Raw genomic sequence first — 13790 nt, 5'->3', positions numbered from 1 at the left:
CGTGCGGCACGAGTTCCAGCGGTCTCGCCACTAGCGTCCCCACCATGGGACGACGGAGACTGCGGGCCGGGCTGGCCGCGGTCCTCACCGCCGCGGTCCTGCTGACCGGGGCGGCTCCGGCGCTCGCCGAGGACCCCCGTCCCACCGCCGACCTGGCGGCGCCCACGCCCACCGCCCCCCTGCCGGGCGGCCCGCCGCAGGGCAGCGGCCCGGGCGGTGTCACGGTCGGCGGCGATGAACTCGACACCCGGGGCACCGTCGTCACCGACGGCGCCCCTCCGCTGCCCGACGGGCTGACCGCGGCGGGGTGGCTGGTGGCCGACGCGACCAGCGGCGTGGTCCTGGCCGCCCGGGACCCGCACGGCCGCTACTACCCGGCCAGCACGCTCAAGACGCTGACCCTGCTCACGCTCGTGCCGCTGCTGGACCCCGCCATGGTCGTCGAGGGCACCGTCGAGGACGAGAACATGGAGGGCAGCCGGGTCGGGATGGTGGCCGGCGGGCACTATCCGGTCTCGCTGCTGTTCGAGGCGCTGGTGATGCAGTCGGGCAACGACGCGGCCAACGCGCTCGCCCGCGCCGCCGGCGGCGTCGACGTCACCGTGCGGGCGATGAACGAGACGGCGGCGGCCCTCGGCGCGTTCGACACCGTCGCCGGGTCGCCGTCCGGGCTCGACGTGGCGGGCCAGACCTCCTCCCCCTACGACCTGGCGCTGGTCTTCCGGCGGCTGGTCGCCGACCCGCGCACCGCCGCCATCCTCCAGACGCCGATCGCGCAGATGCCACCGGTCCTGGGACGCTCCGAGGGCTACGAGATCCAGAACGAGAACCCGCTGCTGACCCGGTACCCGGGCGACCTCGGCGGCAAGACCGGGTTCACCGACGCCGCCCGGCACACCTTCGTCACCGCCGCCGAGCGCGACGGCCGCCGGCTGGTCGTCAGCGTCATGAACACCGAGAACGTGCCGCTGCGCGCCGCCGACCAGGCCGCGCTGCTGCTCGACTGGGGCTTCGCCGTCCCCGCCGGCTCACCGGGCGTCGGCGTGCTGGTCGACTCCGCGGCCGACGTCTCCCCGCCGACCACCGCCCCGCCGCCGACGACGCCGTCGGCCGTGCGGGCGGTCCCCGCGCCGGGCACCGCGGCCGCCGGCGAGCCGGCCGGTGAGTCGCCGCTCCTGGCGCTGGGGCTGGGCGCCGCGGCGGTCGCCGTCGTCCTCGCCGCCCTGGTGGGCCGTCGCCGCGCGGTCCGGCGGGTGCCTGGCGGGGAGCCGCCGGTCAGCGGTCGGCCGGCGGCACCATCGTCTCCAGGCGGTCCGGAACCGCCGGGGCCGACTCCTGGACCCGGGGCAGGGTCGCCGTCCAGGCGGCGGTGAAGAAGGCGAACCGGCAGACGAGGTTGAGCCACACGAGGATGCCGACGGCCCCCCCGAAGGCCGAGGCCGTGACGCTGCCGGAGATCAGCGAGAGGTAGAGGCTGCCGAGCAGTTTCATCACCTCCAGCCCGGCCGCGCCGAACAGGGCACCGGGCAGCAGCCGCCGCACCGGGTGCGACGTCGAGGGCACCACCTTGAGCAGCCACAGGAACACCACGACGTCGGTGCCGATCGCGAGCGCGAGCCCCAGCGCGGCGGTGAGCACCGGCAGGCCCGGGGCGTCCGCGAGCCCGAGCAGCCCCAGCAGCCACCCCGTGGCCTGGGTGACCACGCCGGTGAAGCCGAGGCTGAGGAGTCCGGTGACGCCGAGGGCCAGCAGCGCGAACAGGTCCTGCACGTTGTCGCGGAGGAACTCCGGCTCGTCGGCCCGCCCCTTCCAGATGCGCTCCATCCCGAGGCGCAGCTGGTCCATGGCGCGCAGCCCGGCGAACAGGAAGCCGGCCAGCCCGATGACGCCCACGACGCCGGCCGACCCCACCGCCGAGCGCAACTCCCGGACGATCTCCTCGCCGGTGGGACCGGGGAAGGCGTCGCGGATGGCGGCGTACAGCTGGTCCTGCAGCAGCTGGTCCCCCGCCAGCACCATCCCGACGACGGAGGCGGCCACCAGCAGGGCCGGGAACAGCCCGAGGAACACGAAGTACGTGACACCGGCCGCCATGAGGTCGCCCTGCGTGCGCCGGTAGCGGCCACCGGCGCGGGCCAGGTGGTCGAACCACGGCAGGCGACGCCGCAGGGCGGTGACGAGCGAGTCCCACCCGTCGGTCAGTCGGGTGAGCCACGACCAGCGGCCGCCGGGGCCCGGTGGGTCGGTGCCCACGGGCCCGGAGCGCTCGGCGGGGGCGGCGCTCATCCGCCCCAGCCTGCGGCCCGGCCGCACGGTGGGCGACCCTGGGGACGCTTCAGCGCGCCGGACCGGTGAGGGGGTACTCCCGGGCGACGACCCACGACCCGTCGGCGTTCTGCTCGAACTCGGTGAAGTGCGCCACCCGGAACTGCGCCGAGAGGTCGGCCAGGCCGCAGTAGGCGAGGTCGAGCATGTCGGCCGGGACGTCGTGCGCGACGGTCACGTGGGGGTGGTACGGGTAGGACAGCGACCGGTCCAGCGGCCCGCACCGGACGTCGTTGGCGATCAGCTCGCAGTTGCCGATGCCCCGGGCCACGGCCACGAACACCACCTCCGAGACCGGCGAGAAGGTTCCGGTGCCCGACAGGTGCATGTCGAAGGGCGGGTGGCTGGCCGCCACGGACGCCAGGTGGGCGCTGATCGCCGGCCGGTCGGCGGCGGCCACCTCGGTCGGCGGCAGCAGCGTGACGTGCGGCGGGACCAGGCTGGCCTGCGGGTCGCCGACCTTGGTCCGCCAGTCGACGAACAGCTGTGACCACGGCTCCGGGATGGGGACGACCACCCCGAGGACGGCGGTCTCCGGCCGCACGGTGCGGCTGCGCAGCACGAAGGTGTCGTCGTTCATGCGCCCGCTCCGGTGGGTGGCAGGAAGCCGACCCGGTCGTAGACGGCGGCGACGGTCCCGACGGCGACCTCCCGGGCGCGGGCCGCACCGGCGGCCAGCACCCGCTCGAGCTCGGCCCGGTCGTCCAGCAGCTCCTGGGTGCGCGCGCGGACCGGCGTCACGAAGTCGACGACGACCTCGGCGAGCTCCTTCTTCAGGTCGCCGTAGCCGCGCCCGGCGAACCGCTCCTCCAGCTCCGCGACGGTCGACCCGGACAGCGTGCTGTGGATGGTCAGCAGGTTGGTGATGCCCGGCTTCTCCACCGGGTCCGCGACGACCTCCCGGCCGGTGTCGGTGACCGCCGAGCGGATCTTCTTCGCCGTCACCTTGGGGTCGTCGAGCAGGAAGATGCAGCCGGCCGGCGGGAGGCTCTTGCTCATCTTCTTGTCCGGGGACTGCAGGTCCATCACCCGCGCCGCACCCTCCGGGATGACCCCCTCGGGCACCGGGAAGGTGTCGCCGAAGCGGCCGTTGAAGCGGATCGCGAGGTCGCGCGTCAGCTCCAGGTGCTGGCGCTGGTCGTCGCCGACCGGGACCTGCTGGGCCTGGTAGACCAGGATGTCGGCGGCCATGAGCACCGGGTAGGTGAACAGGCCGACGGTCGTCCCCGCCGTCCCCTCGCGCTGGCTCTTGTCCTTGAACTGGGTCATCCGACTGGCCTCGCCGAAGCCGGTGAGGCACTCCAGCACCCACGACAACTGCAGGTGCTCGGGCACGTGGCTCTGCACGAACAGGGCGCTGCGCTCGGGGTCGACGCCCAGCGCGAGCAGCTGCGCGGCCGAGACGAGGCTGTTGCGCCGCAGCTCCGCAGGATCCTGCGGGACGGTGATCGCGTGCAGGTCGACCACGCAGTAGAAGGCCTCCGTCGTCTCCTGCAACGCCACCCACTGACGCAGCGCGCCCAGGTGGTTGCCGAGGTGGAACGAACCCGCCGTCGGCTGGATGCCGGAGAGCACACGGGGAAGAGGCACGTCGGTCATCAAACCAGCCGCCGTGGGGACGCCGCGCCGCGCCTCCCGAACGCCCTCGTCACCGACGGCGGGTCACGCGACCGGCGTGGCGGAGCGCACCTGGTCGAGCGCGGCGAGGAAGGCGTCGTCCTCCTCGGACGTGCCCACGGTGACCCGGACGCCCTCCCCGGCGAACGGACGGGTGATGACCGCCCGCGCCTCCAGCGCGGCGGCCAGGCCGGCGGCCTGCTCCCCCACCGGCAGCCAGACGAAGTTGGCCTGGCTGTCGGAGACGTCGAGGCCGCGCTCGCGCAGAGCCGCGGTGAGCCGCTCCCGCTCGGCGGTGACCGCCGCGCACCGCCGGCGCACCTCGTCCTCGCTGGCCAGCGCGGCGACGGCCGCCGCCTGGGCGAGGGAGGAGACGCTGAAGGGCACGTGGGTCCGGCGCACCGCGTCGGCCACCGCGGGGTCCTCGGCCACCAGGTAGCCGACCCGCAGGCCGGCCAGCCCCCAGGCCTTGGAGAAGGTGCGCAGCACGGCCACGTTGGGCCGCCCGCGCATCAGCTCCAGCCCGTCGGGGACGTCGGGGTCGGTGACGAACTCGCGGTAGGCCTCGTCGAGGACGACGAGGGTCCCGGCGGGGACGGCGTCGAGGAAGCGCTCCAGCTCCCGGCGGCGCACCGCCGTCCCGGTCGGGTTGTTGGGGTTGCACACGAAGACGACGCGGGTGGTGTCGTCGACCGCCGCGGCGAGGGCGTCGAGGTCGTGGGTGTCGGCCGGCCCGCCGGGGCGGCCGGGCACCAGCGGCACCTGGATCGAGCGGGCGCCGGCGACCTGGGCCAGCAGCGGGTACATCTCGAACGAGCGCCAGGCGAACGCGATGCTCGTGCCGGGGTCGTTGAACGACTGGGCCAGCTGCTGGCAGAGCATGACCGCGCCGCAGCCGGTGACCACCTGCGCGGGGTCGACGCCGTAGCGCTCGGCCAGCGCCCGGGTGAGGACGACGGCACCGTTGTCCGGGTAGCGGTTGGTCTCCGCGGCCGCACCGGCCAGGGCCTCGACGACGGCGGGCAGCGGCGGGAAGGCGACCTCGTTGCTGGCCAGCTTGACCGCCTGCGCGACGCCGATCTCGCGGGCGAGGTCGGCCGGGTTGCGCCCCGGCTTGTAGGCGGGCAGCTGCTGCACCGCCGGTCGTGCGCTGACCACTGGTTCCGCCTCCTGACCGCGCCGCCCGTGGACCGTCTCTAGGGTGGGCGCATGCGCGTACTCGTCGCCGGTGGGGCCGGCTACATCGGCAGCGTAGTCACGGCCGCCCTCCTCGCGGGCGGCCACGAGGTCACCGTGCTCGACGACCTCTCCACCGGTCACGCCGACGCGGTGCCCGAGGGTGCGGCGTTCGTGCGGGCCTCGCTGCACGACTCCGCGCCCGTGCTGGCCGACGTCCGCCCCGAGGCGGTCCTCCACTTCGCGGCGAAGAGCCTCGTCGGGGAGTCGCAGGTCCAGCCGGAGATCTACTGGGACACCAACGTCGCGGGGTCACTGGCGTTGCTGGAGGCCATGCGGGCGGCCGACTGCCGCCGCATCGTCTTCTCCTCCACCGCGGCGACCTACGGCGAGCCGGAGCAGGTGCCCATCCGCGAGGACGCCCCCACCCGGCCGACCAACACCTACGGCGCCACGAAGCTCGCCGTCGACGCGATGCTGACCTCGTACGCCGCCGCGTACGACTTCGCCGCGGTCAGCCTGCGCTACTTCAACGTGGCCGGCGCCGCCTACGGCCGGGGCGAGCGGCACACCACCGAGACCCACCTCATCCCGATCGCCCTGCAGGTCGTCGCCGGCACCCGCGAGGCGATGACCGTCTACGGCGAGGACTACCCGACGCCGGACGGCACCTGCATCCGCGACTACATCCACGTCGCCGACCTCGCCGACGCGCACCTGCTCGCGCTGACCGCACCGGCACCGGGCGAGCACCGCATCTACAACCTGGGCAACGGCACCGGCTTCTCGGTGCAGCAGGTCGTCGACGCCGTCCGTGAGGTCACCGGGCACCCCGTGCCGGTCGTCGTCGGGGAACGCCGGGCCGGGGACCCCGCGCAGCTGGTGGCCTCCAGCGACCGGATCCGCGCCGACCTGGGCTGGACGCCGAAGCACGCCGACCTGGCCGGCATCGTCCGGGACGCCTGGGAGACCACCCAGAAGCGCGCCTGAGGCGGCCGCTGCGCAGGGTGCCGCCGCGACCCCGTCCCGGTTCGGCCCCGTCCGGAGGTTCGCCGCGAGCCTGCGAGCGGTGAGGAGGACGGGGTCCTCCTACGCCTCGGGGTCGACGACGGCCGGCTCCGGGTCGGGGACCGGGCTGACCGACAGCCGCGCGATGCGGCGCCCGTCCAGTTCGAGCACGGTGAGGGTGCGGCCCCCGACCGTCACGGCGTCCCCGACGTCGGGCAGCCGGCCGAGCTCGGCGAGCACGTACCCGGCGACCGTCTCGTACGGCCCCTCGGGCAGCTGCACCCCGGTGGCCTCGCGGAAGTCGTCGAGGTTGAGCAGGCCGTCGACCTCCGACGGCCCGCCGGGCACGTCGGCGCCCTCCTCGGTGACGTCCTCGTCGTACTCGTCGTAGATCTCCCCGATGACCTCCTCGATGAGGTCCTCGAGCGTGACGATGCCGTCGGTGCCGCCGTACTCGTCGATGACGATGGCGAGGTGGTGGTTCTCCCGGCGCATCTCCGACAGCGCGGTGAGGACACCCGCGGTGCCCGGCAACCGCTTCACCTCCCGGACGAGGTCGCCGACGGTCGCCGCCCGCCCGGCGGGGTGGTGGGGCAGGAACAGGTCGCGCACGTGCACGAACCCGACGACGTCGTCCTCGTCCCGGCCGACGACCGGGTAGCGCGAGTGGCTGGAGTCGTGCACCTGCTTGGCGGCGCGGCTGGCGGTCATCGACGCATCGAGGAAGTCGACCTCGGTGCGCGGGGTCATGACCTCGCGGACCTCGCGGTCGCCGGCGCGGAACACCTCACCGATCAGCCGGCGCTCGTCGGTGCTCAGCGACTCGTGCGCGGCGACGAGGTCGCGCAGCTCCTCCTGGCTGATCGCCTCCCCGCTGGCCTTCGGGTCACCGCCGAGCAGGCGGACCAGCAGGTTGGTCGAGACCGACAGCAGCCAGATGACCGGCCGGAACAGCGTGGCGATGCCGTTGAGCGGGGCGGCGACGAGGAGCGAGAAGCCCTCGGCGCGCTGGAGGGCCAGCCGCTTCGGGGTCAGCTCGCCCACGACCAGCGACAGGTAGCTGATGGCGATGGTGACGAGGACCAGCGCCAGCGTGCCCGCCAGCCGCTCGCTCACGCCGAGGCCCTCGAGCCGGTCGGCCAGCGGCGCGGACAGGGTGCTGGCACCGAAGGCCGCGGAGAAGAACCCGGCCAGGGTGACGCCGACCTGGACGGCCGCGAGGAAGCGGTTGGGGTCGCTGAGCAGGCGCGCCACGGCCTTGCCGCGCCGCCCCGCGTTGTCGGCCATGGCGCGCACCTGGGACTCGCGCAGGCTCACCAGCGCGATCTCCGCACCGGAGAAGGCACCGCCGACGAGCACGAAGACGACGACCATGACGATGTTGAGCCAGACGTCGCTCACCGGCGGCGCGCTCCTCGGTCGGGGCAGATGGGACGGGTCCATGCTGCCTGCCCCCGCCAGGCGCGCCCACCGGAGGTCGCCGTGGAGAGGTGAAGCCGAACGTGATGTGATGTTGCGCACAGCACGGTGCCGATCACGGAGTGCCTACGGCTACTCTGCCCAAAGTAACGATCCGTGATCTAGCAACTCGTGAGGGTTACCTCGTGCACCACATGCCGGCGGGTCGCCCGCCTTCCTCGCGGATCGCCGCAGCGCTCGGCCGCTGGGTCTCCGTCCTCACCCGCGCGTTCGGCCTGCGCCGCGTCCTGCCGGTCTTGGCGGTGGTCCTCGCGGTCGCGGGCATCGCGTTCGCCGTCCCGGTGGTGTCGAGCGTCGTGACCAGCTCCTCGGAGCGCGCCGCCCTGGAGTCCGCCGCGGCCGCGGGCGCGGCCTCCTCGGGCGCGGCACGCTCGGGCCGGACGTCGTCCGCCCCGTCGACGTCCGGGGGCGGCACGGTGCAGATGGGCGTGGACGGCGCCCCCGCCGCCGAGGCCCCGGCGGAGTCCCCTGCACCGCCCGCGGCGCCCGCCGCCGAGCCGTCGGAGGAGAGCGCCGCGCCCGCAGCGGCTGCCGGCGAGACCACCTCGGCGTCGGAGCCCACCGCGCCCGCCGAGCCCGCCGAGCCCGCCGAGCCCGCCGAGCCCGCCGAGCAGAAGGCCGAGGAGAGCCCCGAGCGACCGGGGTCCGCCACGTCCCCGGCTCCCGCCCCGGCTCCCGCGCCGCGGGCCGCCCCCGCCCCGGCTCCCGCGCCGCGGGCCGCCCCCGCCGCGCTGGCCGCCCCGGGCACCGAGGGACAGGTCCTGACGCTGGTGAACCAGGCTCGCGCCACCGCCGGCTGCGCACCCCTCGTCGCCGACAGCGCGCTGGCCGCCGTCGCCCGGGCGCACAGCGCCGACATGCGCGACCGCGACTACTTCTCGCACGACACGCCGGAGGGCCTCTCCCCCTTCGACCGGGCCGAGAAGGCCGGCGTCGGCTACGCACGCGCGGAGAACATCGCCTACGGCCAGCCCGACGCGGCCGCGGTGATGGAGGACTGGATGACCAGCTCCGGCCACCGGGCCAACATCCTCGACTGCGAGCTCACCAAGCTGGGCGTGGGCGTGGCCGAGGGGCCCGGCGGCCCCTGGTGGACCCAGCTCTTCGGCGCCTGACCCGCTCCGGCCCGCTTCCGCCGACGGCCGGTGACCAGCTCCCGAACGCGGCAGCGGCCCTCTCGCCGCGAGGCGAGAGGGCCGCTGGGGTCCACCCCGAGCGCGGGGTGACGAGGACGGAGTCCGCTCTCAGGCCATGGCCTTCTGCAGGTTGGCGTCGATGGCCGCCAGGAAGTCCTGGGTCGTCAGCCAGGGCTGGTCCTTGCTGATCAGCAGCGCGAGGTCCTTGGTCATCTGGCCGCCCTCGACGGTGTCGATGCAGACCTTCTCCAGCGTCTCGGCGAAGCGGGTCACCTCGGGGGTGTTGTCCAGCTTGCCGCGGTGGGCCAGGCCCCGGGTCCAGGCGAAGATCGACGCGATCGGGTTGGTCGACGTCTCCTTGCCCTGCTGGTGCTGGCGGAAGTGCCGGGTCACCGTGCCGTGCGCGGCCTCGGCCTCGACGGTGCGGCCGTCGGGGCTCATCAGCACCGAGGTCATGAGGCCGAGCGAGCCGAAGCCCTGGGCCACGGTGTCGGACTGCACGTCACCGTCGTAGTTCTTGCAGGCCCAGACGTAGCCGCCCTCCCACTTGAGGGAGGCGGCGACCATGTCGTCGATGAGACGGTGCTCGTAGGTGAGGCCGGCGCCGTCGAACTTCCCCTTGAACTCGGCCTCGAACACCTCGGCGAACAGGTCCTTGAACCGGCCGTCGTAGGCCTTGAGGATCGTGTTCTTCGTCGAGAGGTACAGCGGGTAGCCGCGCTGCAGCGAGTAGTTCATCGAGGCCCGGGCGAAGTCGCGGATCGACTCGTCGAGGTTGTACATGGCCATGGCCACGCCGCCCCCGGGCGACTGGAACACCTCGTGCTCGATCGGCGCCGAGCCGTCCTTCGGCGTGAAGGTGATCGTCAGCGTCCCCTCGCCGGGGAACTTGAAGTCGGTGGCGCGGTACTGGTCACCGAAGGCGTGACGGCCGACGACGATCGGCTTGGTCCAGCCCGGCACCAGCCGCGGCACGTTCGACATGATGATCGGCTCGCGGAAGATGACGCCGCCGAGGATGTTGCGGATCGTCCCGTTGGGCGAGCGGTACATGCGCTTGAGGCCGAACTCCTCGACCCGCGCCTCGTCCGGGGTGATCGTCGCGCACTTGACGCCGACGCCGTGCTCCTTGATGGCGTTGGCCGCGTCGACCGTGATCTGGTCGTCGGTCTCGTCGCGCTTCTCGATCCCGAGGTCGTAGTACTCGAGGTCGACGTCGAGGTACGGGAGGATCAGCTGGTCCTTGATGAACTGCCAGATGATCCGGGTCATCTCGTCGCCGTCGAGCTCGACGATCTTCCCCTCGACCTTGATCTTGCTCACGCGTTCTCCTCGCTAGCGCTCGTCGGCCGCGTTCGCGGCCGCTGCTGTGTCCATGGGTGCGCTCGCACGCTCGCGCACTCTGCGTTTCCCTCTCTGCACCTCTGATCGGGTCGGTCAGAGGTCGGCTACGTCGGCCTGCTTGGCGCGCACGGCCTCGGCCGCCTCGCGGAGCCCGGCCAGCTCGCTCTCGGTCAGGTCGCCCTCCGCGACCCGGCGGACACCCTCGCGCCCGATCTCGGCCTCGACCCCCAGGTACACCCCGGAGATGCCGTACTCGCCGTCCACCCAGGCGCACACCGGCATCACGGCGCCGGAGTCCTCCATGACGGCGCGGGCCATGCGGGCCGCGGCGGCCGAGGGCGCGTAGTAGGCCGAGCCGGTCTTCAGCAGCGCCACGACCTCGGCGCCCCCGTTGCGGGTGCGGTCGACCAGGTGCTCGATGCGGTCCGCGGCCATCACGTCGGCCAGCGGCTTGCCGTCGACGGTGCAGCGCGAGGGCACCGGCACCATCGTGTCGCCGTGCGAGCCGAGGGTGAGGGTGCGCACCGAGGCCACCGGGACGCCGAGTTCCTCGGCGACGTTGTTGGTGAACCGGGCGGTGTCGAGCATCCCGGCCTGGCCCATGACACGGTTCTTCGGGAACTGGGTGGCCAGCTGGGCCAGCGCGGTCATCTCGTCCAGCGGGTTGGAGACCACGATGACCACCGCGTCCGGCGAGGTCTGCGCGATGTTCTCGGCGACCTGGCGGACGATCTTGGCGTTGGTCTCGATGAGGTCCATCCGGCTCATGCCGGGCTTGCGTGGCAGCCCCGCGGTGATCACGACGACGTCGGAGCCCTCGGTGCCCTCGTACGACCCGCCGCCGACACCGACGACCTCCGTCTCGAAGCCCTCGATCGGCCGGGACTGGTTCATGTCGAGGGCGATGCCCTCGGGCTTGCCCTCGACGATGTCGGTGAGCACGACGGTCTCGAAGATGTCGTACTCCGCGAGGCGGAGGGCGGTGGTCGAGCCGTAGAAGCCGGCACCGACGACGGTGACCTTGCCGTTCCTGGGCTGCTCTGCCATGGCGGCCAACCTATCGCTGGGTGGCCCTCAGCGCCCGGTCGGGTGCCGAGGCACCTCACTCACCGGGGATCGCGAGGGCGAACGCGGCCAGCGTGACCCCCACCCCGGCCAGCAGGACGACGTCCGCCGGCCGGCTGCGGACGGCGAGGAAGCCCACCCGCCGGACCGGCAGGAGCAGCCGCAGCAGCCCACCGCCGACCAGCGCCACCCCGACGACGACGAGCCCCCGCCGCCAGTACTCGAACGCGACCATGCCCAGCCCCACCGCCACCCCGACCAGCACCAGCAGCAACGGCAGCTGCCGGAGGAGGCCGGCCAGGAACGGCCGGCGGGTGTAGAGCGGCGGGCGCGACATCAGGCGGTGAGGACGTCCACGGCGGCGGCCTGCTCGGCGGCCAGGACGACGTTCTGCAGCAGCATCGCTCGGGTCATCGGGCCGACCCCGCCGGGGTTGGGCGCCACGAACCCCGCCACCTCGACGACGTCCTTGGCGACGTCCCCCGCGATCTTGCCGTCGACCCGGCTCACCCCCACGTCGAGGACGGCGGCGCCCGGCTTGACCAGGTCACGGCCGACCAGACCGGGCACGCCGGCGGCGGCGACCACGATGTCGGCGGTGCGCAGGTGCGCGGCGAGGTCACGGGTCCCGGTGTGGCACAGGGTCACCGTGGCGTTCTCGCTGCGACGCGTGAGCAGCAGGCCCAGCGGCCGGCCCACGGTGATGCCGCGGCCGACGACGACCACCTCGGCGCCGGCGATCGGCACGTCGTACCGGCGCAGCAGCTCCACGATGCCGACCGGCGTGCACGGCAGCGCGCCGGGCACGTTGAGGACCAGTCGGCCGAGGTTCACCGGGTGCAGTCCGTCGGCGTCCTTCGCCGGGTCCATCCGCTCGAGGACGACGCTGGCCTCGATCCCCCGCGGCAGCGGCAGCTGGACGATGTAGCCGGTGCAGGCCGGGTCGGCGTTGAGCTCGTCGACGACCTCGAGCACGTCGGAGAGCGTGGCGGTGGCGGGCAGCTCGCGCTGGATGCTGGCGATGCCCACCTGCGCGCAGTCGGAGTGCTTGGCGTTGACGTACCAGCGGCTGCCGGGGTCGTCGCCGACGAGCAGGGTGCCGAGGCCGGGCCGGTGACCGGTGGCGGTGAGGGCGGCGACCCGGTCGGTCAGCTCCGCCCGGATCGCTGCTGCGGTCGCCTTGCCGTCCAGGATCGTCGCGGGCACGTCCGACAGTCTGCCCGAGAGCCCTCCGCCGGACGCCAGGGCGGCCCTAGGCTCGCGGGCAGCGGGCGCTTCCCCGCCTGCCGACCCGCGAGGAGAGCAGATGACCGAGCGCGACCAGTCCCCGGCCGGCACGCAGCGCGGCGCCGACGACTGGCGGGAGCAGACGACACCGGGCCTCCAGCCGGTGGGCGGCGCGCGTCCCGACGCCGGGTACGGCGGCTACGCGGGTGGTGCGCCACCCACCGCGGTGCCGCCCGGACAGCCTCCCGCCTCGTCGACCGCGCCGCAGTACTCGACCAAGCCGGTGACGGTGCGCCGTCCGGACGCCCTGGCCGGGCTGCTGCTCGTGCTGGCCGGCGTCGCGGCCGGCGTCAGCCTGCTGCTGCGCTGGCTCAGCACCAGCGAGCTGACCGGGCTGGACCTGGTCCGGCGCGGCGTGGAGGGCCTGGGCCGCGACGTGGCCGGCGTGTTCGCCGACGGGATGTGGCAGCCGGTGGCCGTCGTCGGTGGCGGTGCGGTGCTGCTCGTGCTCGGCATCCTGGTGCTGCTGCCGGCTCGCTCGCACCGCTTCCTCGGCGTGCTGGCGCTGCTGGTGAGCCTGGTCGCGTTCGCCGGGGTGCTCGTGCCGTTGGCCGACGCCGGGTGGGAGAGGGCCACCTTCGACACCGGTTTCTGGTTCGCCGTCGCCGTCCCGGCGCTGGGACTGCTGGGCGCGCTCAAGGCGATGGTGACCAGCCCGAGGAGGTGACCGTCCCTCAGTCGCTCACGAGGGCGCCGTGGGCGCGGGCGAACTGGACGGCTTGCACGAGGTCCAGGCGGACGCCGGTCAGCTCGAACGCCAGCCAGTTGACCCCGTCGGTCGACGCGCCGCGCAGGTCGGTGCCGCGCAGCTTGACGCCCTGCAGCCGGGCCCGGTCGAGGTCGGCGCCGGTCAGGTCGCACTCGCGCAGGTCGGCGTCGGTGAGGTCCGCCTCGCGGAACCGGTGACCGGACAGGTCCAGCCCCGAGAGGTCGGCGCCGCGGAGGTTCGTCCAGCTCCAGTCGCTCTCGGTCGACGTCATGGGGCGCACCTGCGCGCCGGGGAACTGCGAGCCGGTCAGCTTGCAGCCGTCCCAGGTGACGTCGAACAGCCGCGCCCGGTCGAACCGGCAGGAGAGGAACGCCGAGCCCAGGTGCCGCGAGCCGCCCATCCGGACGCCGGTCAGCACGCAGGACTCGAACACGCACCGGCGGGTGACCAGCTCCTCCAGCCCGGCGTCGTCGAAGCGGCAGCGGGTGAAGGTCACCCCGTCGAGCTCGGCGCCCCACCAGTCCACCCGGGCGAGGTCCTGGCCCTCGACCTCGGCACCGGCCTCGGGGGGGCGGACGTGCGGGCGCGGCCCGGTGGACGGCACGCGGCCCTCGCGCAGGGGCCCGCTGCGAGCCGGCGAGGGG

At 73.9% G+C, this 13790-nt stretch carries 14 protein-coding genes; 4 read left to right on the top strand and 10 right to left on the bottom strand.

The genetic code is table 11. The annotated features are described in order from the left end of the window. Positions 1–44: 44 nt before the first annotated feature. Positions 45–1373 carry a D-alanyl-D-alanine carboxypeptidase family protein gene (locus CRP39_RS07800; protein ID WP_097205778.1) on the top strand — a complete coding sequence of 443 codons (1329 nt, stop codon included), beginning with the start codon at positions 45–47 and terminating at the stop codon, positions 1371–1373. Here the strand turns inward: CRP39_RS07800 and CRP39_RS07795 are convergent. From CRP39_RS07795 to hisC, 4 genes are all read right to left on the bottom strand, one after another. Further along, positions 1276–2286 carry a YihY/virulence factor BrkB family protein gene (locus CRP39_RS07795; protein ID WP_097205777.1) on the bottom strand — a complete coding sequence of 337 codons (1011 nt, stop codon included), beginning with the start codon at positions 2284–2286 and terminating at the stop codon, positions 1276–1278. The genes CRP39_RS07800 and CRP39_RS07795 overlap by 98 nt on opposite strands. A gap of 49 nt (positions 2287–2335) precedes the next feature. After that, positions 2336–2905, bottom strand: coding sequence for a 2'-5' RNA ligase family protein (locus tag CRP39_RS07790; RefSeq protein WP_097205776.1), 570 nt, complete (start codon positions 2903–2905; stop codon positions 2336–2338). Continuing rightward, positions 2902–3924, bottom strand: a complete 1023-nt coding sequence (trpS, locus tag CRP39_RS07785) for a tryptophan--tRNA ligase (RefSeq protein ID WP_097205775.1) — start codon at positions 3922–3924, stop codon at positions 2902–2904. The genes CRP39_RS07790 and trpS overlap by 4 nt, the downstream gene beginning before the upstream one ends. Before the next feature lie 63 nt (positions 3925–3987). Further along, the gene (hisC, locus tag CRP39_RS07780) at positions 3988–5100 is read right to left on the bottom strand and encodes a histidinol-phosphate transaminase (protein WP_097205774.1); all 1113 of its coding nucleotides are present in this window, start codon (positions 5098–5100) and stop codon (positions 3988–3990) included. A gap of 51 nt (positions 5101–5151) precedes the next feature. Here hisC and galE point away from each other — a divergent pair, with 51 nt between their 5' ends. Further along, complete coding sequence (galE, locus tag CRP39_RS07775; protein WP_097205773.1) at positions 5152–6108, top strand: UDP-glucose 4-epimerase GalE; 957 nt, start codon at positions 5152–5154, stop codon at positions 6106–6108. 99 nt (positions 6109–6207) lie between these two features. Here the strand turns inward: galE and CRP39_RS07770 are convergent, their stop codons facing one another. Then, on the bottom strand, positions 6208–7527 hold the full coding sequence (locus CRP39_RS07770; RefSeq protein WP_097205772.1) for a hemolysin family protein: 1320 nt from the start codon (positions 7525–7527) through the stop codon (positions 6208–6210). Between the two features lie 212 nt (positions 7528–7739). Here CRP39_RS07770 and CRP39_RS27440 point away from each other — a divergent pair, with 212 nt between their 5' ends. Then, entirely contained in the window at positions 7740–8720 is a 981-nt protein-coding gene (locus CRP39_RS27440) for a CAP domain-containing protein (protein WP_245853680.1), read from the top strand. Positions 8721–8849: 129 nt separating this feature from the next. On the opposite strand, the gene CRP39_RS07760 is transcribed toward CRP39_RS27440, so the two are convergent. The 4 genes from CRP39_RS07760 to CRP39_RS07745 all read right to left on the bottom strand — a co-directional run bounded on the left by CRP39_RS07760 (position 8850) and on the right by CRP39_RS07745 (position 12356). Next, positions 8850–10064 carry an NADP-dependent isocitrate dehydrogenase gene (locus tag CRP39_RS07760; RefSeq protein WP_097205770.1) on the bottom strand — a complete coding sequence of 405 codons (1215 nt, stop codon included), beginning with the start codon at positions 10062–10064 and terminating at the stop codon, positions 8850–8852. A gap of 114 nt (positions 10065–10178) precedes the next feature. After that, positions 10179–11132, bottom strand: a complete 954-nt coding sequence (mdh, locus tag CRP39_RS07755; RefSeq protein ID WP_097205769.1) for a malate dehydrogenase — start codon at positions 11130–11132, stop codon at positions 10179–10181. Between the two features lie 55 nt (positions 11133–11187). Further along, on the bottom strand, positions 11188–11487 hold the full coding sequence (locus tag CRP39_RS07750) for a DUF3017 domain-containing protein (RefSeq protein ID WP_097205768.1): 300 nt from the start codon (positions 11485–11487) through the stop codon (positions 11188–11190). Next, positions 11487–12356 (bottom strand): bifunctional methylenetetrahydrofolate dehydrogenase/methenyltetrahydrofolate cyclohydrolase, encoded by an 870-nt coding sequence (locus CRP39_RS07745; RefSeq protein ID WP_097205767.1) that lies wholly within the window; start codon positions 12354–12356, stop codon positions 11487–11489. The genes CRP39_RS07750 and CRP39_RS07745 overlap by 1 nt, the downstream gene beginning before the upstream one ends. 100 nt (positions 12357–12456) lie before the next feature. Between CRP39_RS07745 and CRP39_RS07740 the strand changes: the two genes are divergently transcribed. After that, positions 12457–13104, top strand: coding sequence for a hypothetical protein (locus CRP39_RS07740; protein WP_097205766.1), 648 nt, complete (start codon positions 12457–12459; stop codon positions 13102–13104). 7 nt (positions 13105–13111) lie between these two features. On the opposite strand, the gene CRP39_RS07735 is transcribed toward CRP39_RS07740, so the two are convergent. After that, positions 13112–13750, bottom strand: a complete 639-nt coding sequence (locus tag CRP39_RS07735) for a pentapeptide repeat-containing protein (protein WP_245853665.1) — start codon at positions 13748–13750, stop codon at positions 13112–13114. Positions 13751–13790: the final 40 nt, after the last annotated feature.

This window comes from Geodermatophilus sabuli (genome assembly GCF_900215145.1).
Lineage (GTDB): Bacteria > Actinomycetota > Actinomycetes > Mycobacteriales > Geodermatophilaceae > Geodermatophilus > Geodermatophilus sabuli.
The sequence above is the reverse complement of the archived record's forward strand: the minus strand, read 5'-3'. Positions and strand labels throughout refer to the sequence as shown.